At 59.9% G+C, this 21,516-nt stretch carries 19 protein-coding genes; 7 read left to right on the forward strand and 12 right to left on the reverse strand.

Features of this window, described 5'->3' with window-relative positions:
- Positions 1-45: 45 nt before the first annotated feature.
- Positions 46-639: a TetR/AcrR family transcriptional regulator gene (locus DMP17_RS06115; RefSeq protein ID WP_337828174.1), complete on the reverse strand. Its 594-nt coding sequence runs from the start codon at positions 637-639 to the stop codon at positions 46-48.
- Between the two features lie 204 nt (positions 640-843).
- Between DMP17_RS06115 and DMP17_RS06120 the strand changes: the two genes are divergently transcribed.
- The gene (locus DMP17_RS06120; protein WP_337828175.1) at positions 844-1,695 is read left to right on the forward strand and encodes a metal-dependent hydrolase; all 852 of its coding nucleotides are present in this window, start codon (positions 844-846) and stop codon (positions 1,693-1,695) included.
- Positions 1,696-1,743: 48 nt separating this feature from the next.
- Positions 1,744-2,166 (forward strand): DUF2147 domain-containing protein, encoded by a 423-nt coding sequence (locus tag DMP17_RS06125; RefSeq protein ID WP_337828176.1) that lies wholly within the window; start codon positions 1,744-1,746, stop codon positions 2,164-2,166.
- 24 nt (positions 2,167-2,190) lie between these two features.
- Here DMP17_RS06125 and DMP17_RS06130 read toward each other — a convergent pair whose 3' ends face one another.
- The gene (locus DMP17_RS06130; protein WP_337828177.1) at positions 2,191-2,895 is read right to left on the reverse strand and encodes a glutamine amidotransferase; all 705 of its coding nucleotides are present in this window, start codon (positions 2,893-2,895) and stop codon (positions 2,191-2,193) included.
- 386 nt (positions 2,896-3,281) lie between these two features.
- Between DMP17_RS06130 and DMP17_RS06135 the strand changes: the two genes are divergently transcribed.
- From DMP17_RS06135 to DMP17_RS06145, 3 genes are all read left to right on the forward strand, one after another.
- A complete protein-coding gene (locus DMP17_RS06135; RefSeq protein WP_337828178.1) occupies positions 3,282-3,824 on the forward strand; it encodes a glycoside hydrolase family 108 protein in 543 nt (180 codons plus the stop codon).
- Positions 3,825-3,851: 27 nt separating this feature from the next.
- Entirely contained in the window at positions 3,852-4,262 is a 411-nt protein-coding gene (locus tag DMP17_RS06140; protein WP_337828179.1) for a holin family protein, read from the forward strand.
- Between the two features lie 258 nt (positions 4,263-4,520).
- Positions 4,521-5,021: an I78 family peptidase inhibitor gene (locus DMP17_RS06145; protein ID WP_337828180.1), complete on the forward strand. Its 501-nt coding sequence runs from the start codon at positions 4,521-4,523 to the stop codon at positions 5,019-5,021.
- A 272-nt stretch (positions 5,022-5,293) separates the two neighbouring features.
- On the opposite strand, the gene alaS is transcribed toward DMP17_RS06145, so the two are convergent.
- The 5 genes from alaS to recA all read right to left on the reverse strand — a co-directional run bounded on the left by alaS (position 5,294) and on the right by recA (position 11,323).
- Positions 5,294-7,957: an alanine--tRNA ligase gene (alaS, locus tag DMP17_RS06150; protein WP_337828181.1), complete on the reverse strand. Its 2,664-nt coding sequence runs from the start codon at positions 7,955-7,957 to the stop codon at positions 5,294-5,296.
- A 93-nt stretch (positions 7,958-8,050) separates the two neighbouring features.
- Positions 8,051-8,572: a hypothetical protein gene (locus DMP17_RS06155; RefSeq protein WP_337828182.1), complete on the reverse strand. Its 522-nt coding sequence runs from the start codon at positions 8,570-8,572 to the stop codon at positions 8,051-8,053.
- On the reverse strand, positions 8,565-9,191 hold the full coding sequence (locus DMP17_RS06160) for a glutathione S-transferase family protein (protein ID WP_337828183.1): 627 nt from the start codon (positions 9,189-9,191) through the stop codon (positions 8,565-8,567). Before DMP17_RS06160 ends, DMP17_RS06155 begins: the two co-directional genes overlap by 8 nt.
- A 42-nt stretch (positions 9,192-9,233) precedes the next feature.
- A complete protein-coding gene (locus DMP17_RS06165; RefSeq protein WP_337828184.1) occupies positions 9,234-10,052 on the reverse strand; it encodes a class I SAM-dependent methyltransferase in 819 nt (272 codons plus the stop codon).
- 233 nt (positions 10,053-10,285) lie between these two features.
- A complete protein-coding gene (recA, locus tag DMP17_RS06170; RefSeq protein ID WP_443217875.1) occupies positions 10,286-11,323 on the reverse strand; it encodes a recombinase RecA in 1,038 nt (345 codons plus the stop codon).
- A 540-nt stretch (positions 11,324-11,863) separates the two neighbouring features.
- Between recA and DMP17_RS06175 the strand changes: the two genes are divergently transcribed.
- Positions 11,864-12,253, forward strand: a complete 390-nt coding sequence (locus DMP17_RS06175; RefSeq protein ID WP_337828186.1) for a hypothetical protein — start codon at positions 11,864-11,866, stop codon at positions 12,251-12,253.
- Between the two features lie 321 nt (positions 12,254-12,574).
- Here the strand turns inward: DMP17_RS06175 and DMP17_RS06180 are convergent, their stop codons facing one another.
- The 5 genes from DMP17_RS06180 to dapA form a co-directional block, all read right to left on the reverse strand.
- On the reverse strand, positions 12,575-14,953 hold the full coding sequence (locus DMP17_RS06180) for a hybrid sensor histidine kinase/response regulator (RefSeq protein ID WP_337828187.1): 2,379 nt from the start codon (positions 14,951-14,953) through the stop codon (positions 12,575-12,577).
- Positions 14,954-15,029: 76 nt separating this feature from the next.
- Positions 15,030-17,129: a M13 family metallopeptidase gene (locus tag DMP17_RS06185; RefSeq protein ID WP_337828188.1), complete on the reverse strand. Its 2,100-nt coding sequence runs from the start codon at positions 17,127-17,129 to the stop codon at positions 15,030-15,032.
- Positions 17,130-17,208: 79 nt separating this feature from the next.
- Positions 17,209-17,736: a DUF2062 domain-containing protein gene (locus tag DMP17_RS06190; protein ID WP_337828189.1), complete on the reverse strand. Its 528-nt coding sequence runs from the start codon at positions 17,734-17,736 to the stop codon at positions 17,209-17,211.
- Between the two features lie 40 nt (positions 17,737-17,776).
- Complete coding sequence (gene smpB, locus DMP17_RS06195; protein ID WP_337828190.1) at positions 17,777-18,259, reverse strand: SsrA-binding protein SmpB; 483 nt, start codon at positions 18,257-18,259, stop codon at positions 17,777-17,779.
- Positions 18,260-18,365: 106 nt separating this feature from the next.
- Positions 18,366-19,241 carry a 4-hydroxy-tetrahydrodipicolinate synthase gene (dapA, locus tag DMP17_RS06200; RefSeq protein ID WP_337828191.1) on the reverse strand — a complete coding sequence of 292 codons (876 nt, stop codon included), beginning with the start codon at positions 19,239-19,241 and terminating at the stop codon, positions 18,366-18,368.
- A 308-nt stretch (positions 19,242-19,549) separates the two neighbouring features.
- Here dapA and DMP17_RS06205 point away from each other — a divergent pair, with 308 nt between their 5' ends.
- Complete coding sequence (locus tag DMP17_RS06205; protein ID WP_337828192.1) at positions 19,550-21,514, forward strand: lytic transglycosylase domain-containing protein; 1,965 nt, start codon at positions 19,550-19,552, stop codon at positions 21,512-21,514.
- The last annotated feature ends 2 nt before the right edge of the window (positions 21,515-21,516 follow it).

The following is a 21,516-nucleotide window of genomic DNA, read 5'->3' on the forward strand; positions in this document are numbered from 1 at the left end:
TACGGGCTAGCGCGGGACAAAACCTGCGCGCGCCCGTTTTGCGTCTTAGCGCGGCATCATGATGAGGACGGGTAATATCTTGGCGGTAATCGCCCGCATTTCCTCGTCCGACTGGCCGAGCATGTCGCGCAGATGCGGACCAATCACCGCATCGCCAAACGCGCAAAGCGCCACCATCAGTACCGCGCCCCGGATATGGTCATCGGTATCAACGCCGGTCATTTTTTCCTTGAACGCGGCAACCAGCGCCTGCACCGCATCGCGGATCGGTTCCAAATGTTCAAAATCACGCGCCAGTGCAATCCAGGCGGCGAGTTGCCCCGCCCCGCCCTTGTCGAACGCATCGAATACCTGATCGACCACCAGACGCGGCGCGCCTTCATCCTTGCGGATCTGTTGCACGGTTTCGTCAATCGCCGAGGTCAGATCGCGGACCATTGACCCCATCAGCGCGGATTGCAGCCCCGCTGCCGAACCGAAATGGTGCAGCACATTGGCATGCGACATGCCGATCTGTTTGCCGACATTAGCAACCGTAACCGCACCGGGGCCGCCTTCGAGCAGCAGCTTGCGCGCCGCGACCAGCCCCTCTTCGCGCGCTTCATCGCCATTTCTTTTCCTGCGGCGCGGACGCTCCATCTGGTCCGTCGATGTCGCATAGCGTCCCCGTGTTACCTTTGGAGTCTTCATGATTTTGCCCGCATTCCCAATAAATCTCCGCTCGTCGAAACGACAAGTATACCTCAATGTCTATGTGACGCAAATATATAACAAGGGCTTGCAAATCCGGAAAATGGGTGTATCTATTTTTACATCAATGTCCATTTGATTCGTGAGGCCCATATGTCCGATACTGCCCATACGCCGGATGACCTGACCATTATCAAGCGCGACTGGAAATTCGGTCGCGGCGCAAATTATCAACGCTGGTGGTTTGGCGGCGATGTCATCCGCACCGCTTTCTTCACCGCCCTGTCCGCGACATTCCCGATCGGCGAGAAATATTTTATGACTTCGGTCAAACATTATCGCGATGAAACGTCGATGCCGCTGCGCGGCCAGATTGACGATTTCATGTATCAGGAATCGATGCACAGCCGCGAACATGTGTTTTTCAACCAGCAGGCCGAACGCGCCGGCTATGACATTAAAAAGCTGGAAGAGCGCACCCGCAAAATGGTGAATTGGGCGAAAAGCCGCCCGGCCCTGCTCCAGCTTTCCAGCACCTGTGCGCTCGAACATTTCACCGCAACGCTCGCCAATGCGGCGCTGTCCGATGATTTGCAGCTTGAAGGGATGCCCGAAGAAGCCTTGCAAATGTGGCGCTGGCACGCGGTCGAAGAGATCGAGCATAAAGCGGTCGCTTATGACACGCTCGTCCATGTCACGCGCAACCGCTCGGCGTTCAGCAACTGGTGGCGCCGCTGTGTCGTAATGACCTTTTCGACCATCCGTTTCCACATGGTATTGTTCGGTAATATCAAGGATTTGCTCAAGGAAGATGGCCTGAATGATGCCAAAACTTGGAGCCGGATGCTGCGCTATCTTTATGGCCGCAAAGGTCCGATGCGTATTCTCGTTGTCGGCGCATTCGGCTATATGAAGCCGCGCTTCCACCCGTGGGACCATGATGACCGTGCGCTTGTTGCCAAAACGCTCGCGACCTTCCCGCCCGCAATGGCTGCCCAACATTAAGCGCCGACGCTTTCGGACAAATATCCGAACCGCTTTCAAGGAGAGTTTATGCGTTTGAAATATGTCCTTACGGCCTTTGTTTTGGGAGCAGCGATGCTCCCCGCCGCTGCCCATGCCCGCATCGAAGGCGTGTGGGCGACCGGCAATAATGACGGCCGTGTGCAAATCTATAAATGCGGCGCGAATATGTGCGGCAAGGTGATTGATGGCGCGCCGATCCGCGCCAATCCGGACCTGCGCGACCGTAAAAATTCCGACCCCGCCTTGCGCAACCGCAAGGTCAAGGGGCTGGTCGTCCTGCAAAGCTTTTCCGGCGGTCCCGGCGAATGGCGCGGCGGCCCGGTCTATGATCCGGAATCCGGCGATGGCGCACGCAGCGGCATTTTGAAGCTGCGCGCCGACGGAAAGCTGGAAGTGAAAGGGTGCGTCGCCTTCATCTGTCGAACCAAGGTCTGGTCCCGGGTCAGATAGTAAGGGGGACCCGGAGGTCAGCGCCTAGGCACGCAGCCCGGCTAGCCATTCGCCAAGCATGGCTTGACCTGCGGCGACCGCACCCGGCCCGAATTCGTCATGGGCAGCCCGGAGAGAAACCTCGTCTCCCCCGGCTTCTGTGACGGATTCGGGCCATTCCTTTATCCACGCATCAAAGCGCGCATCTAGGCCCATTTCGGCATGGAATTGCAGCGCCAATATATTGTCCCCGCGCCGGAAAGCCTGATGGTCATAGGCATTGCTGGAGGCGAGCCATTCGACATTGTCGGGCAAGGTGAAGCTGTCGCCATGCCAATGGAGGATCGGCACATCGACCAGATGGCGCAGCGGCCCGCCGCGCGCATTGGCGCGCACATGGACGGGATGGAAGCCGACCTCCTTGACCGGCCCTGCATAGACATCCGCGCCTAACGCCGCCGCCATCATCTGCGCGCCAAAGCATACGCCCAAGGTCGGACGCCCCGCCTCCAGACGCCGCGCGAGCCGGTTTTTCTGGCAGTTGATCCACGGATAAACATCCGCTTCATACACCCCCATCGGCCCGCCCATCATGATGAGCAGATCGGGCGCGTTCAAATCCACATGCGCAAAAGCGGGGTCGCATACATCAACCTTGTCGATGGCATAACCTGCCGCCTCGACCGGCGCGCGATAGCCCGCAATGCCCTCATAAGGCACATGGCGAATGATAAGCGCGCGCTTGGTCATAAGGCGGCCCCGCAGGTGCGCGGACGGGAGGGGATAAGGGAGAAATTCGGGGTCATGGGTAGAAAGTAGGACATGAAGATAAGGAAAGAATGTCCTTCAAAATATCGCAAACCGGCGCACACGAAAGAAAGAATTTCTTGAGCGGAGGCAAGGACGGGGGATTTTGCTGTTGGGGGACGCCTACGCCTGCCCTATCACATTACTGTTCCCCCGCGCAGGCGGGGGCCTAGGGCTGCGTGGCGCTATACTTCCCTAGGCCCCCGCCTGCGCGGGGGAACAGGGACGACAACCCTCTCACCACCCCTCACACACTTCCCATCAAAACCCCTGTCCTACATAAAACCATATTGGTTATCTCTGTCTCCACGATTCTTTGGAGACTTAATATGGACATAGACGAACTGATTGACGATGTGATTATGCGGGAGGGTGGTTTCAGCAATCATCCCGCTGATCGCGGCGGGGCGACGCGCTGGGGAATTACCGAAGCGGTCGCACGCGCGCATGGCTATCAAGGCCGGATGGATGCCCTCCCCGTGCAGCTTGCCCGCGATATTTACCGCAACCAATATTGGCTCACGCCCCGGCTCAACCGGATTGCACGGCATAATATGCTTATTGCCGCAGAAATGTTCGATACCGCGGTTAATATGGGGCCGGGCGTCGCCGTGCGGATGCTCCAGCGCGCCTTGAACGCACTCAACCGCCGCGCGCGCGATTATCCCGATATTGATGTGGACGGCCTGATCGGACCCGCAACCGAGGCGGCGCTTGGCGGCTTTCTCACCGTGCGCGGCAAGACTGGCCACACGGTGTTACTGAAGGCGCTCGAAGCCTTGCAAGGCGAACGCTATATCGCGCTTGCTGAACAGCGCCCCGCCAACGAAGCTTTTCTTTACGGCTGGCTCGCGAACCGTATCGGTTCGTGAACGCTTACCCTTTCAAGGAGATTTATCATGGCACTTATTGAAGCCATTATCGGCCCCGTGGCCAAATTACTCGACAAGATCATTCCCGACCCCGAAGCGCGCGACCGCGCCAAGCTTGAACTGTTGAAACAACAGGACAGCCAAGAAATGCAGGTCGTGCAAGCGCAGCTTTCGGCCATTGTCGCTGAAGCGCAATCGACCGATCCGTGGACCAGCCGCGCGCGTCCATCTTTCCTTTATGTCATGTATGCGCTGTTGCTCTGGGCCATTCCGATGGGACTTATCGCCGCCTTCCGCCCCGACACCGCGATGGCGATTGCCAAGGGCATGAACGCTTACCTCACCGGCCTGCCCGAACCGCTTTATGCGCTCTTTGGCACCGGTTATCTTGGCTATACGATCACGCGCCAATGGGGGAAGATCAAGGGCGTCGAATAAGGGTCAAAGGACGGCGGCGCGCGATAAAAGCGGGGTGCAATAAGGTTACATACCCCTGTAACTTTAACGGGAAAGCGAAATAGATTGAAGCGCATAATGCCCCTCCCTTGCGGCAAGGCGCTGAAAAATTACGGTAATTTACCGGATTTTTGCGGACCTTGCCGCGCCCTCATCCGTTCTTTCTCCAGCATCGAATATTGCGTGGACGCGTATGATGCGTGCTTCAGACACGCATCAGTTCGCATGAAGGAGAATATGATGAAACGCCTGTTCTGGTCCCCTGCCGCCCTTGCCCTTCTCGCTGCCGGATGCCAGCCTTCGGCCAGCGAGCCGATGCCGGAGAGCGGGGTGAGTGCGACGGCGTCCGGCGAAGTGGTGGCGGGCGCGCCTGCCAGCGAAACTGTGCCGCCTACACCTACCAATCCGGCCAACAGTGAACCGCCCGAAACGGCCGCTCCAAAAGCCGGGCCACCCAAGGCCGAGCCACCAAAAGCCCAGCCGCCCAAAAAAGAGCTGCCTCATAACGAACCGGCAGTAACCGCCGAAATCGTCGACGCCGATTGCGGTGCGGACAAGGTGCGCGCCTATGTCGGCAAGGAAGCGACACCAGCATTGCGGGCCGAAGTCGCGGCCAAATCGGGCGCAAAATCGATCCGCTGGCTCACCCCAGACGCGATGATTACAATGGATTTACGCCACGACCGCCTCAACGCCCATCTTGGCATGAACGGCAAGATCGGCTCCTTCCGCTGCGGATGAGGATGAGTGGGGGATTAGGGGTTGGGTCGGGCTTTAATGAGGCCAAGTTAGATTAGGTCCGCGCCAATAACGCACGGGCTACCACTCTTTCTGACCCATACCCATTTCAGGCCCTTTCCCTCTCCGTTCGTGTCGAGTGAAGTCGAGACACGCCAGCAATGTGCTAACCGCCTCTCGACTTCGCTCGAGGCGAACGGTTGAGGGAAGGAAGCCCTAAAAATGGACGGAATACCGCGCACCACAAGCTGAAACGCGCGCCTATCGCCGTCCGATCACCCTGCCAAGGCTGCGCGCACGGCCGCGACCGCATCCTCGGCTTTGCTGCCATCGGGGCCACCGCCTTGGGCCATGTCCGGACGGCCGCCGCCGCCTTGCCCGCCCAAAGCTGCCACCGCCAGCTTGACCAGATCGACGGAGGAGAAGCGCGCGGTCACATCATCGGTCACGCCGACCGAAACCGACGCTTTTCCGTCATTGGTCACCACCATCATCGCGACGCCCGATCCGACCTTGGCCTTCAAATCATTGACCGCACCACGCAATTCCTTGGGGTCCAGCCCGTCCACGACCTGCGCCACAAAGGCGGTGCCATTGACGTCCTCGATCTTGGCTTCCGCGCCGCCAGCGCCGCCCAAAGCCAGCGCCTTTTTGGCATCGGCCAGTTCCTTTTCGAGCCGCTTGACCTGCTCGGCCATCGCGCCGACGCGCGCGGGCACATCATCGACCGGGGTTTTGAGCGTTGCCGCGATGCCCTTCAAAGCATCGTCGCGCGCGGTCAGCCATTGCCGCGCCGCCTCGCCGGTCAGCGCCTCGATGCGCCGCACGCCCGACGCAACTGCGCCTTCGCTGATGATCTTGAACAGGCCGATATCGCCCAACGCATTGACATGGGTGCCGCCGCACAGTTCGACCGAATAGGTTTTGGGGTCCGCTTTCTCCGCCGCTTTGCCTTTGCTTGCGCCCATGCTCAGCACGCGCACTTCGTCGCCATATTTTTCGCCGAACAACGCCATTGCGCCCGCTGCAATTGCATCATCGGGTGACATCAAGCGGGTCGTGACCGCATCATTGCCGCGGATTTGCGCGTTCACATCGGCTTCAATCGCGGCGATTTCTGCGGGATTGACGGCTTGCGGGTGTGAAAAGTCAAAACGCAAACGGTCTTCGGCGACCAGACTGCCCTTTTGCGTGACGTGCGCGCCCAGATGCTCGCGCAAGGCGGCGTGGACAAGATGGGTCGCACTATGGTTCGCGCGCACGCGGTCGCGCCGTTCAGCATCGACGGCAAGCTGGACCATATCGCCCTTCTTGACCGTGCCCTTGCCGATTTTGGCATGATGCGCGTGGAGACGGCCCAAAGGCTTCGCGGTATCCGTAACCTCTGCGGTAAAAGCAGCGGCGCTGATTGTACCGGCATCGCCCATCTGCCCGCCGCTTTCGCCATAGAAAGGCGTCTGGTTGGTGAGGATGGTGACGTCATCGCCCTCGGTTGCGCTATCCACTTCCGCGCCATCCTTGACGAGTGCAATTACCTGCGCTTCGCCATTGGTCGATGCGTAGCCGGTAAATTCGGTGCCGCCTTCGCGTTCGGCAATGTCGTACCAGACTTCATCCGACGCCTTTTCGCCGGAGCCTTTCCACGCCGCGCGCGCCATCGCTTTTTGATGCGCCATCGCTTCGTCAAAGCCTTCGCGATCGACGCCAAAACCCTTGCCGCGCAACGCATCTTCGGTGAGATCGTAAGGGAAGCCATAGGTGTCGTAGAGCTTGAACGCGGTTTCGCCCGCGAGCCGTTGTCCTTCGGTCATGCCCGCGGTTGCTTCGTCGAGCAGCTTCAGCCCCTTGTCGAGTGTCTTCCTGAACTGGGTTTCCTCGCGCAGCAACGTCTCTTCGATGAGGGGCTGGGCACGGAATAATTCCGGATAAGCGGCCCCCATTTCGGTGATCAGCGACGGCACCATCCGATGCATCAACGGGTCTTTCGCGCCCAGCAAATGGGCATGGCGCATCGCGCGGCGCATGATGCGGCGCAGCACATAGCCGCGCCCTTCATTGGCGGGCAGCACGCCATCGGCAATGAGGAAGCCGGTCGAACGCAGATGGTCGGCGATGACGCGGTGCGAGGCTTTATGCTCGCCGCCGGTCGCGGTGCGGGTCAGCTCGCCCGATTGCTCGATCAACGCCTTGAACGTGTCGGTATCATAATTGTCATGCACGCCCTGCATCACCGCCGCGACGCGCTCCAGCCCTGCGCCGGTGTCGATGGAAGGACGCGGCAGATCAACCCGCTCGCCGCTTTCCATCTGCTCATATTGCATGAAAACGAGGTTCCAGATTTCAACGAACCGGTCGCCATCTTCTTCCGGTGATCCCGGAGGCCCGCCCCAAATATGGTCGCCATGATCATAGAAGATTTCCGAACATGGCCCGCACGGTCCGGTATCGCCCATCGACCAGAAATTATCCGCCGTCGCGATGCGGATGATGCGGTGGTCGGGAAGCCCCGCAATCTTCTTCCACAGGTCAAAGGCTTCGTCATCGGTGTGATAGACGGTCGTGGTCAGCTTGTCCGGATTAATGCCCCATTCTTTGGTGAGCAGGTTCCAGGCGAGCGTGATCGCGCGCTCCTTGAAATAATCGCCGAACGAAAAATTGCCCAGCATTTCAAAGAAAGTATGGTGCCGCGCCGTATAGCCGACATTGTCGAGATCATTATGCTTGCCGCCTGCGCGCACGCATTTCTGGCTCGACGTCGCGGTCGAATAGGGGCGCGTTTCGAGGCCGGTAAACACATTTTTGAACGGCACCATGCCCGCATTGACGAACATCAGCGTCGGGTCGTTATACGGCACAAGCGGGGCGGACGGCTCGATATGATGGCCCTCACGGCCAAAATAATCGAGGAAGGAGCGGCGGATGTCGTTGGTCGATGTCATGGCCGCGATGTAAGCGAGGCGATGCTGCTAGACAAGCGGGTAATGTCGATGGGTCCGGTTGAATTTACCGGCAAAGGATGAGAGGTGCGGGCTTCAATCGCGCGTGCAACTTACCGATGTGCTACCATCGGCTTCGGCATACAGCCCGATCGAGGCATAATTTTCGATAATCTCGCGCCCATTTTCCTTGGGCGGGATTTTCCAGCCGCGCTGGTTGAGGACATGGCGCACCTTGTCGATGCCATCCTCGAAATAGAGGCTATAGGCTACAGGGCCGCGTTCAATGCCGGACATGACGCCGATACCGCTAAGCTTGAGGCCATGCCATGTTTGCGGAGTATCGAGGTTCAAGCGCTGCTCCGTATCGCCCGCCCCCGCGAGCGCATGAGCAACCGCGCCATCAACGGGCGGAGGCGCAGCGTCGGGATCTGGATGCCGTCCGTCTAGATAACGCAAGACCCGCAAAAATCCGGGGTTGGGGCCGCAATCAGAGGTGACGTCCACATCGGTCCACCTAAAGGGCTGGATCTGATCTTCCGCTTGGGCGGGAAAGGCGGCGGCGAGCATGACGCCAAGGAGCGCCGTCTTGGCCGACACGGACATCCGGTCACGCATAGGCGTAAGGCCCACCTGCTGCGAGCGCGCGTTGATAGGCGGGGCGGGCGTGGATGCGTTCCAGCCAAGCGGCGAGGTTGGGGCGGCTTGGGTCAAGGCCAGCGCGGGCGCGGGCGGCTTCGAGGGGGAAGCTCATCATGATGTCGGCGGCGGTGAGCGTGTCGCCGATGAAATAATCGCGGCCGTCCAGTTCGCTTTCGAGCCAGTCTAGATGGTCGTCCAGCATGGACTGGACGGGTTTGCGCGCGGGTTTGCCGAGGATGCCAAGCTTGCTGATGATAAGGAACGCGAGGAGCGGCGGCATCATTGAGCCTTCGGCATAATGGAGGAACATGCGGTGTTTAAGGACCGCATCGCGGTTGGGCGGCGGGGCGAGTTCGCCCTCTCCCAGTTCGAGCAGATATTCCACAATCGCGCCGGTTTCGACGAGGGTATGTCCGCCATGTTCGACAATCGGTGATTTGCCGAGCGGGTGGATGCGCCGCAACGATGCGGGTGCGCGCATGGTTTTGGGATCGCGTTCATAGCGGCGGATTTCGTAAGGCAGTCCCATTTCTTCGAGCATCCATAAAATGCGTTGTGACCGGCTGTTATTGAGGTGGTGGACGATGATGGTCATGCGGGGGCCTTCCGGTCGGAGGATTGAGTGGCGGGCGAGGGTTCAGACGCGGGCGGTCCATATCCATGCGGCGGCAGGGAAAAGGACGGCGTCCCACGTGCGGTGCTTTTCGCATATCCCGGTGAGCGCGGCGATGAGCGCGGGGCGCTGGTCTTCGGGCGCGGCGCGGATGGCGCGCGCGGCAGGGCCGATGCGGCGGAGGAAGGATAGCGCGTCCGCTACCGGGTCAGCGCCTTGGCCTGCGACATAAGAGAAATCGACAGGGCGGGCTTCGATGCCGGTCCAGCCCGATTGGTCGAGGAGACGCGTGACCTTGTCCTTGTCAGCAAAGGCGAACGGGCCGGGTGCGTCGGGCGGTGGCGGGCCTTCGCCGGTGAGCGCGGCGAGGACATGGGCAAATCCATTGTCGTGCCAGTCGCGAAAGCAGGAGAAAATCAGGCTGGCCTTGTCGGACGCGGCAGCGCGCAGACGGGTGAAGGCGGCGAGCGGGTCATCGAAAAACATGACGCCGTGACGCGAGAGATAAAGATCGACCGGTGCGTGGGCAGCGGCGCGACTTGCCGCGTCGCCAGCTTCGAATTCGAGGTTGGGAAGATCGCCCGCACGGGTCTTGGCAATCGCCAGCAATTCTGCGGAAATGTCGACGCCGGTGACAGCGAGGTCCGGCTTGGCCGAGGCAAGCGCAATCGCGGTTTCGCCCGCGCCGCAGCCAATGTCGATGGCTTGACCGCTATGGGGCGCTTGGGCGAGGATAGCGGGAATAAGCTCGGCGGTGAGGCCGGAAAAACTACGGTCGGTGCGGCGCCATTCCTGCGCCCACACATCGCCCACAGGGCCGGTCCATTCTTGTGCGGTGGTCATGGTCTATAGCCTATCCCCTTCGCCGCGTTTGGTCCAAGGAAAATGCTGCAAAATGACCGGCTACAGGAAAAAAGGACCAAAGCGGTTGGCCCCGAAAAGAAGCTGAAAAAAACAGGCCGACAGCCCAACGGAAAAGCGGGCCGGAACGCCCGACCCGCTTTTCCTGTTATTGAGCATCTTGCCGGAAAGCGCGGATTGCCACCGCGCCTGCCGGATGCTGGGCCACCAGCTTCTTAGCTGTCGTCGCCCGCATCATCGTCGCTGTCGGGGCCGGTCATCATTTCTTCGGCAACCTCGGCGGTCTTGCCGCGAATGGCTTTTTCAAGCCGCTCCATCATTTCCGGATTGGATTTGAGGAAAGTCTTGGAATTTTCGCGGCCCTGACCGATCCGCACCGAATCATAGCTGAACCAGGCACCCGATTTTTCGACCAGACCGGCCTTGACGCCAAGGTCGAGAATTTCGCCAACCTTGGAAATGCCTTCGCCATACATGATGTCGAATTCGACCTGTTTGAACGGCGGCGCGACCTTGTTCTTGACGACCTTCACCTTGGTGGTGTTGCCGATAATATCTTCCTTATCCTTGATCTGGCCGGTGCGACGGATGTCGAGGCGGACCGAGGCATAGAATTTGAGCGCATTGCCGCCCGTGGTGGTTTCGGGATTGCCATACATCACGCCGATTTTCATGCGGACTTGGTTGATGAAAATCACCATACAGCGCGAACGCGAAATGGAGCCGGTCAGCTTACGCAGCGCTTGGCTCATCAAACGGGCTTGCAAACCGACATGGCTGTCGCCCATTTCGCCTTCGATTTCCGCACGCGGAACGAGGGCGGCGACCGAGTCGACCACCAACACGTCAATCGCGTTCGAACGCACCAGCGTATCGACAATTTCCAGCGCCTGCTCGCCCGTATCGGGTTGCGACACGATCAGTTCGTCAATATCAACGCCAAGCTTTTTGGCATAAACCGGATCGAGCGCATGTTCGGCATCGACGAACGCCGCCGTGCCGCCACCCTTTTGCGCTTCGGCAATGGCGTGGAGCGCCAGCGTCGTCTTACCCGAGCTTTCCGGCCCGTAAATTTCAATGATGCGACCACGCGGCAAGCCGCCAATACCAAGCGCAATATCAAGGCCGAGCGAGCCGGTCGAGATCGCTTCAATCTCCATCGCCTCGCGGCTACCCAGCTTCATCGCCGAGCCCTTGCCGAACGCGCGATCAATCTGCGCGAGCGCTGCTTCCAATGCTTTTTGTCTATCCATATTCCCCGCTTTGTCGGAATCTACCAGTTTCAAAGATGCGGTCATGTGCCGTCGTCCTTCCCTATGCGCTTCCCGTGCCAAAGCGGCAACGTGAATCATTATGTATCCTATTTGTTCTTATAGAACAAGAGGGGAACAAGAAAATCTTTCCGGACATTATACGGTAAGCTTTTACGGGCGGGCGAAGGGGGCATAAGAGGATAGTCAGCATGGATACCATATCTTGTGGTCGGGGGTGGCAATCGAGTGAAATCGCGCTTTTCTGCCAAAAACACCCTCTTAACTTCGCAAAGTTCGGTCTTATGCCGGAAATTCCGGACGGGTTTTGGAGACTATATATGGGGTGCGCGCGTATGGGGCGGTCCAGTAGGTTCGGGGGAATAAGCATGGAAATTTTATTCTTAATCGGGGGGGGGGGGGCCAGAATTGAGATTAGCGGTGTTAGGGGGGCGTAGGACAGGGTTTGTTCATCGCTATCTGTTTACCCCGAGGATAAATATTGCGCCCTCCCGAATAACCTTCCGGATAAGGAGTGATTTTATGCGTTCCTACATGATGTTGCCCATCGCCCTTCCCTTGACGCTCGCTGGATGTGCGGCGGGGAGTGCGTCAACACCGCCGCGTGTCGAAAACGGGCCGGTGGCGCTGGGCCAGACGGCCTATGTCGACGGGCCACAGGTGACGCCGCTCGAAGTGCTGGAAGATAGCCGCTGTCCCAAGGAAGTGCGCTGCGTATGGGCGGGGCAGGTCAAGCTGCGCGTGCGGGTGACGGGCGGCGCATGGAGCCGCGAGATCGAACTGGTGTCGAACAAGCCGGTGCAGGTCGCGGACGGCGCTTTGCGGCTGGTCGCGGTCACGCCCGAACGTAGTCAGGCGGCGATCCGGCCACAGGATTACCGTTTTACCTTCCGGTTTGACGGGGGGTATTGAGGGCGGGCGCGGTTTGGAGGCTTGTGTTTGGCTGAGGGGCGCCCTTCGACGGGCTCAGGGCTAGCGGTGTGGAATAAGGGTTGGGTTTGAGTTTAGCGGGTCTGGCTTATCGGCTTACCAACTACTTCCTAGCTATCGAAACTCTGCCCCTACCACCGTCATTGCGAGCCGCGAAGCGGCGTGGCAATCCAGAGTCACACAGCGCCGCGCCAGACGACTCTGGATTGCCGCGCGCCTACGGCGCTCACAATGACGGATGGTTTTTCAGGGACGGATGGTTTTCATCATATGTCGCGCACGGACAAACCTTAGCCGACCCCCCTACCCGTCCCGCACATTCCCGCTCAGCACGGTTTGCACTTTTTCGATCAATTGGCTCACCGAAAAGGGTTTGGGGAGGAAGGCGACATTGTCGAGGGCGATGGATTTGCGTAATTGCTCTTCGGCATAGCCCGACATGAACAGGACCGGGAGGTCAGGCCGTTCAGCGCGGACGTTGCGCACCAAAGTCGGGCCGTCCATTTGCGGCATGACCACGTCCGAGATCATCAGGTCGACCTTGTCCATTTCGGCAAGCTGGGTGAGCGCATCTTCGCCATTTGACGCGGACACGACGCTATAGCCCGCGCGCGTCAAGGCCCGTTCGGCGACCGCGCGCACCATATCTTCATCTTCGACCAGCAACAGGCTGCCCGATCCCCAGCTTTCACGCGCCTTGACGCTTTTAGGGGGCGGAGCGGCGGCGATGTCGGGGCCGCTATGGACGGGGAAGTAGAGCGTGAAGCTGGTGCCGGTTTTCTGCTTGCCGGTGCGCGTCGCAGCCGTCACCGCATCGGCAAAGATGAAGCCGCCCGATTGTTTGACGATACCATAGACGGTCGAAAGGCCCAGCCCCGTCCCTTTCCCCACATCCTTGGTGGTGAAAAAGGGTTCGAAGATTTTGGGCAGCACTTCGGGCGGGATGCCGGAGCCGGTGTCGGTCACTTTCAACACGCTATAATCGGCGTGCGGCAGGATTTCGAGGCCGAGCTTGGGCACCGCATTGGCGGGCAGCGGATAGGTTTCTATCGCCAGTTCGCCGCCATTGGGCATCGCATCGCGCGCATTGACCGCCAGATTGAGCAAGACCTGCTCCAACTGGTTTGGGTCGGCGCGCACGGGGCCAAGCCCGCGGCCATGCTTGACCGTCATGGTGACGGTTTCGCCCATCGAGCGGTTCAAAAGGCTCGATACTTCGGAAATCACATCGGGCAGTTGCAGGATTTGCGGGCGCAGGGTTTGCTGGCGCGAAAAAGCGAGCAATTGCCGCGTCAAAGCCGCCGCGCGGTTCGAATTTAGCTGGATTTGCACTATATCGGCATAGTCGCTGTCGCCCGGCGTGTGGCGCATCAGCATGAGGTCGCAATAGCCGATAATCGCGGTCAATATATTGTTGAAATCATGCGCGACGCCGCCAGCAAGCTGGCCGACTGCTTGCATTTTGGAGGCTTGCGCGACCTGCCGTTTGAGGCGCGATTCTTCGCTATTATCCTTAAGGCTGAGCAGGACCGACGCTTCGCCCATGCCGCGCACCCCGGCGATGGAAAGCGCCACCGGTTCTTCGGGTTGCGCGCGCAGCCGCACCGCAATATCGCCGCCAAGCTGTTGGCCGGTGCCATAACGGCGCACCGCGTCGGCCACGGCGGATTTATCTTCGGCAATTACCAGATCGCCGGGGTAAACCGGCGCGGGGCCATCGCCAAGCCCGGCGGCGCGCACGAAGCTGTTATTCATATGGAGAAAGCGCCCGTCGCGGTCGACCATCGCGACACCGAACGGGAGGAGCGACACCAGCTTGCGCGCAGAATCGGTCGAACTGCCCCGGTCGGCGGCCATGCCGTCATCGTCGATGAGGAGGATCAGCACCGGCCCTTCACTCTGGGTGTCACCGTGGAGCGGGATTTGCAGCAAGCGCACCGGCGTGCCGCGGTCGCGCTCATAGGTGAAATAGATATGGCCCTGTTCATCGACGCGCAGATAGGAGGCAAATTCGCGGCCGATAATTTCGGCATCGGCCTTGCCCGTCGCGCGCACGAGGAAGGCGGGATTGGCCGCGCGGATGCGTCCTTCCCCGCCGATGACACAGGACATGATGCCCGCATGGCTATAAGATTGGCCGACCGCGCCGCCGACTTGGCGGATCATGTCCGATACCATGTCATGCTGGGCGAGCGGGCGGAAACGCCAGAGGAGATAATCGTCCGACGCGCCCGAACGGATGATTTCGGCTTCGAGCCTGAGCGCGCCGCGCAACAGGCTGGGCACATCCGCACGGCCATCGCGCCACGCCTTGCGCCCGGCTTCGGCAAGCTGTTCGCCGCCGCGTCCTTCGACCGGCAAGCCCGGCGGGGTTACAAAGCCCCCGAACCAGCTTGCATAAAGATCATTGGCGCACACCATGCGCCCGCTGCGGTCGGTGATCGCAATGCCGATGCCGTCATGTTCGGCGGCCTCGCGGGTGATCGACCAGTCGGGTTCGGCCATGCCGAGCGCGACCGCTTCTTGACTGGTGCGCCGGAGGAGGAGCAGCAATACGCCCGCAACGATCAGCGCGAGCAGCACGCCTGCCGCCAGCACAATATCGTTCAAGGACAGATAGACCAGCGCGAGACTGGCCGCCGCTGCGCCTAGCAGCAGCGCCCAGTCACGTAGGGATAGCACCGCAAAACCTCCCGCTGACGATGCAAACAGGGACCGGTAGGAGGAGGTTTTGAACGGCAATCTTTATCCCCGGCTTTTACCAGATGCGCACACGCTTTTCGGGCGACAGATAGAGCTTCTGCTCCGGCGTCACCTTATAGGCGTCATACCAGGGATCCTGGTTGCGCACGACCCAGGCGCGCTGGATCGAGGGCGAGTGCGGATCGGTGGTGAGGCGCTGCGACAGATTGGCTTCGCGATAGTTGCGCCGCCACACTTGCGCCCAGCCGAGATAGAAACGCTGGTCGCCGGTCATGCCGTCAATCACCGGCGCTTCCTTGCCGCCGAGCGAATGTTTATAGGCATCATAGGCAACCGCAAGGCCTGCCAGATCGCCGATATTTTCACCCAGCGTAAACTCGCCGTTGATCTTTTGACCCGGCAGCACTTCATAGAGATTATATTGGTCCACCAACTGCTTGGCCGCCGCTTTGAACGCGGCGACATCTTGCGGCGTCCACCAAGTGGTGAGCTTGCCCGTAGCGTCATATTTCGACCCTTGATCGTCGAAATGGTGGCTGATTTCATGGCCGATGACCGCGCCGATACCGCCATAATTCATCGCAGCGTCGGCGTTGGGATCAAAGAAAGGCGGCTGGAGGATCGCGGCGGGGAACACAATCTCGTTCATGCCGAAATTGGCATAAGCGTTGATTTCCATCGGCGTCATGCCCCATTCCCAGCGGCGGATCGGCTGACCCAGCTTGGAAATCTGGTCATTATGCGCCCATTCATTCATCCGCACGGTGTTGCCGAACAGGTCATCAGCCTTGACGTCGATGCTGCTATAATCATGCCACTGGTCGGGATAGCCGATCTTGGTGGTGAAAGCCGCAAGCTTGCCGCGCGCTTTTTCCTTGGTGGCGGGGGCCATCCATTGGAGCGCGTCGATGCGGCGGCCCATCGCGTCCACCACATTTTTGACGAGTTCATCCGCCGAAGCTTTGGTTTCGGGCGGATAGAAGCGCGCCACATATTCCTTGCTCACTTCGTCGCCAAGGCCGCCGACGGTGTAGCTGACCGCCCGCTTCCAGCGCGGTTCCATTTCGGGGGTGCCCGACAATGCGGTGCCGTAAAATGCGAAATTTTCCTTGGCGATGCGGTCGGGCAGGACATTGGCATAGCTGCTCAAGCTGCTGATAAGTAATTTATCGCGCAGCACGCCGATGGGAGCCTGTTGCACAGCCTTGGCGATGCCGGTGAGCGCCGAGGGTTGGCTCACCAGCACTTCGGTCACATTGACGCCGATGCCCTTCAGCCATCCGGCATAATCATAGCCCGGCGCGCGCTTGGTAAGCTCGGCCACCGTCATCTTGTTATAGGTTTTGTCCGCATCGCGGCTGTCGGTCTTGGTCCAATGTGCGGTCGCGATTTTCTTTTCGAAATCATAGACAGCCTTGGCGCGCGCCGCCGCGTTTTTCTCACCCATCAGGGTCAGCATATTGGTGAGATAGGTTTGGTATTGCGCGCGCGTCTTGGTGAATTGCGGCGCGTTCGACAGATAATAATCGCGGTCCGGCATCCCGATGCCATATTGGCCCATGGTCACAATATAGGTTTCGGGATTTTTATCGTCCTGCCCCACATAGGCATAGTTGACGCCGCCAATGCCCATCCGGTCAGCTTTGGCTGCAAGCGCCGCATAATCGGCCTTGTTCTTGAGCGCGCGCACTTCATTGAGCCAAGGTTCAATCGGCGCCAAGCCTTTGGCTTCGACACCGGCTTCATCAAGATAGCTTGCATAAGCACGGCCGATACGGCTGTTGGGGTCGGCCTTGGCCGCCTCCAGAATTTCCTGCGTGCGCTTTTTGGACAGGTCATCGAGCACGGTGAACATGCCATAGTTGGACTTGTCCGAAGGGATGGCCGTGGTGCGCGCCCAATTACCGTTGGCATAGGCATAAAAATCATCACCCGGCTTGACGCTGGTGTCCATGCCTGCGGTATCCATGCCGAAAGTGCCATAGGTCGGCTTGGGCTTGGTAGCGGCGGGAACAAAGGTCGCGTTGGTCGCCTGATCGATTGCGGCTTGCGCATTTTCCGCCGGAGCTTTCTCCCCCGACGTGGCGCAGCCTGCAAGAGCCAGCGATGCTGCGCTGCCAATCAACGCCGCTTTCATGAGCCGTAGCTGTTTCATCTAATTATCCTTCCCTGACGCCGCGATGGTTTCGGGCGCAACTTATAGGTGAGTCGCTATACCGAGTGTGGGCAGGGTTTCAACTGTCCGCTATGCGTTTGCGGATGCGCGAGCGCCACTTGCGGGCAATCCACCAGCGCCAGCCAAAGCTTGCAACGAGATAACCGACCGCCGCCGAAATGATCGCAATCACCACCAGGCCGACGCCGGTATTCATCGCGATAATCCCCGCATTACCGGTGAGCCACTCCATCCATGTTTCGACATGGTCGCTATTGGCCACCGCATTGATCGGGCGGCCATAAGTGAAGCGGTCGACGCGCAATATCCATTGCCCGACCTTATAGGCCGCCGCGAGCAGGAAGGGGGTGGTCAAGGGATTGGTGATAAAGGTGGTCAGCACCGCCACCGGCACATTGGCGCGCACGGGGAGCGCCAGCACGGCCGCGACAATGGTTTGCGCCACCGGAAACACCGCCGCAAGCATCCCCAACGCCACACCGCGCGGGACCGACCGGCGGTTGAAGCGCCACAATTCGCTGCGCAACACGCGCCCGGCAAACGGCTTGATATATTTATTTTCGGCCATGCCCTCGCGCGTCGGCATATTGGAGCTAACCCAATTTTGCACACGGTGGATCATGGATTTAGCCACGGTCCCTGAGCAGGCGACCTTGTTCGCGCTTCCAGTCTCGTTCCTTGATCGTTTCGCGCTTGTCCTGCGCCTTTTTGCCCTTGGCCAGCGCCAGTTCGACCTTGGCGCGCCCGCGACCGTTAAAATAAATCGACAGCGGCACCAAAGTCATGCCCTGCCGCGCAACCGCGCCGTGGAATTTGTTAATCTCGCGTTCGTTGAGCAGCAATTTGCGCGGGCGCTTGGGTTCATGGTTGAAACGGTTGCCGTGGCTGAACTCCGGAATATTGGAATTGATCAGCCACACCCCATTATCATTCACCTCGGCATAGCTTTCGGTAATCGACCCTTCACCCGAACGCAGCGATTTCACCTCTGTGCCGGTGAGCACGATGCCGGCTTCATAAATATCGCCAATTGCATAGTCATAGCGCGCGCGCCGGTTTTCGGCGACGGTCTTTTGCTTGTCAAAGGTGGAATGTTTCGGGCGGGCCATGGCGGGGTCTATATAGTCAATAATGGTAACTTAATAAGAGGGCGTTGCAAAAAACGCCCCCGATAATGCGTGACGGACGATGCGATGGCATCCGACCCCATCAAATTCAGATCAGGTCCGCCGCCACCAGCGCCTTGTCCACCGCCTCGCGCGATACGGTATCGGCGGGGATGATCGGCAGGCGCAGTTCGGGATCGAACCATTCATGGATACGCGACAGCGCGTATTTGGTCGGCCCCGGCGACGTATCGCTGAACAAGGCAAGGTGCAGTAATTGCAGCTTATTGTTAATCTCGATGGCGCGTGCGCGATCGCTCTTCAGCGTTGCGGCCTGTAGCTCGGCGCACAGGCGCGGCGCGACATTGGCGCTCACCGAAATACAACCGACCCCGCCGCCCGCATTAAACGCCACGGCCATATCGTCATTGCCTGAAAGCTGGCAGAATTCGGGGCCGCAGCCCAGCATATGGCTCGCCACGCGCGACAGGTCACCGCTTGCATCTTTGATGCCGACGATGGACGGTATCTCCGCCAGCCGCGCCACCGTTTCGGGGAGGAGGTCGGCAACCGTGCGTCCCGGCACATTATAAAGGATGATCGGCAGGTCCGATTGTTCGGCAAGATGCGCGAAATGGGCGTAAAGCCCGTCCTGGCTCGGCTTGTTATAATAAGGGACGACCACCAGCGCCGCATCCGCGCCTTCATCCTGCGCAAATTTCATATGGCGCACGGCGGTCGCGGTATCGTTGGAACCACAGCCTGCAATCACCGGAACACGGCCCGCCGCCTGATCGACGCACACCGCAATCACGCGATAATGTTCGTCATAGGACAAGGTCGGGCTTTCGCCGGTCGTGCCGCACGGGACAAGCCCCGACGAGCCTTCGCCTATCTGCCATTCGACCAATTGACGGAACGCGGATTCGTCAAACGATCCGTCGCGAAATGGCGTCACCAGAGCGGGTATGGACCCCGAAAACATGAACTTGTTCCTTTACATGGCCGGTCAAAGCCTCTTTAGACTTGGCCGCTACTCTTCCACCGTCTGCCGACGGTTGTTCAGCGTCTGATAAGGAGATGACCCCCATCATGGCAAGCATGGTTTCTCGCTTTGCTCTCGCTTCCGCCCTTTTTTCCACCCTTTGCGGTCTTCCCGCCGCCGTTTCGTCGAGAACAGCCGAGGCCCGGCCTGTCGCAACGCCCGCGCCCGCAACGACGTCTGTGGTAGCATCGCCTGCACCCACGCCTGCCGCTTCTGCTGCCCATTCCTCCTTACGCAGCCCCGCGCGGGTGACATTAATCCCCGCGATCAAAATTCCGGTGACGCAGGCCAATCAGGACAACCGCAATTATCAGGGCGGATGGGCGCCCGCAGCGCAGCGGCCCTTGCCTGCCGATAATGCGGTGTCGGGGGCCGTACTGCAATGGCGCCGCCTCAGCGACACGACCGGTGCAGGCTTTGGCGAAATCACGCAATTCCTCATGCAAAATCCGGATTGGCCGAACGAGGACAAGCTGCGCAAGCAAGCCGAAAGCGCGCCGATTGACTATAGCCTGACGCCCAATAGCGGCATTGCCTATTTCAACCGTTTCCCGCCGCTGACCCCCGGAGGCTGGCTGCGCTATGCGATTGCGCTGGATGGCGACAATAAAAAGGGCGACGCCCAAGCCGCCGCCCGCCGTGCATGGCGTGAAGGCGTATTGAGCGCCACCGACGAAGCGCGGCTTTTGTCGCAATTCCCCGGCGCGCTGACCTCGGTTGACCATGATGCGCGGATGGACCGCTTGCTGCTTGCCGGACAGACCAGCGCGGCGATGCGCACGCTGCCCTTCACCTCGTCGAACAAACGCGCGGTATTCGATGCGCGGCTCGCTATGCGGACGCGCGCGCCCGACGCTTATGCCAAGTCCTCCGCCGTGGACGGCTTTGCGCGCAATGATCCGGGCTATATTGTCGACCGCGCGACATGGCTGCGCGGCACCGGCAATGCGCTCGGCGCGCGTAATTTGCTGAGCCAGGGCCGCGCGCTTACCAGCCGCCCGTCGGACCCTGAAGAATGGTATGAAACCTTGCTCGTCAATGCGCGCGGGGCGGTCTCCGAAGGCCAGTATCGCGTCGCTTATGACATTGCGAGCCAGGTCGATGACGCATTCGACCCCGGCACACTCGTCCGCGAACAATCGGCGGGCGTGCGCGATGATTATACCAGCCTTGTATGGCTCGCTGGCTCGACCGCGATGCGGCAGCTTAACCGCCCGCGCGATGCCGCCATCATGTTCCGCAAATATGCCGAAGCCGCCCGCTCGCCGATGACCCAGTCCAAGGGCTATTATTGGGCGGGCCGCGCCGCACAGCAAGCGGGTCAGGCGTCCGAAGCGCAAAATTACTATCAGACCGCCGCGCAGCATTTTGACCAATTTTACGGCCAGCTTGCGCTCGAACGGCTGGGCCGTCCGCAACCGCGCCCTGCCCCGCCTGCCACGGCAAGCTTTTCAGGGGCCGAGCGCAATGCGTTCCAGAACCGCTCGGTCGTGCGCGCCGCGCGTATATTGGGCCAGCAGGGCGACTGGAAAACCCAGAGCCTGTTCGTGCGCGCCATCGCCAATTTTGCGAAGTCCGACGCCGACCATTATTTCGCCGCGCGGCTGGCTGAAGAAATTGCCCGCCCCGACCTGTCGGTCATGATCGGGCGCAGCGCGCGGCTAAACGGTCTTAACGACTTCACGCCAACCGCCTTCCCGACGGTCAATGTGCCGCCGACCGAAACCGACCAATGGACGATGATCCACGCGATTGCGCGGCAGGAAAGCCAGTTCGACAAGCGTATCATCAGCCGCGCGGGCGCGACTGGCCTGATGCAGCTTATGCCCGGCACCGCGCGCGAAACGGCGGGCAAGCTTGGCATGGGCTATGGCTATGACCAGCTTTATGACCCGACCTATAATATCATGCTGGGCTCCACCTATTTCCGTGGCCTCATGAACCAGTTCGGCAGCTATCCGCTTGCGGTTGCGGCCTATAATGCGGGCCCCGGCAATGTGCGCAAATGGCTGCGCAACAATGGCGATCCGCGTTCGGGCAGCATTTCGATCCTCGACTGGATCGAAGCCATTCCGCTCTCCGAAACGCGCGGTTATGTGCATCATGTGCTGGAAAATGCGGTGGTCTATGACACGATCAACCCCAACCCCAAATATCGCCATGAGCGCAATCCGTTGAGCTTTTATCTGGGCAAGGCCAATAATCCGGGGTGACC

It is taken from the genome of Pseudonocardia sp. TMWB2A (genome assembly GCF_017312135.1).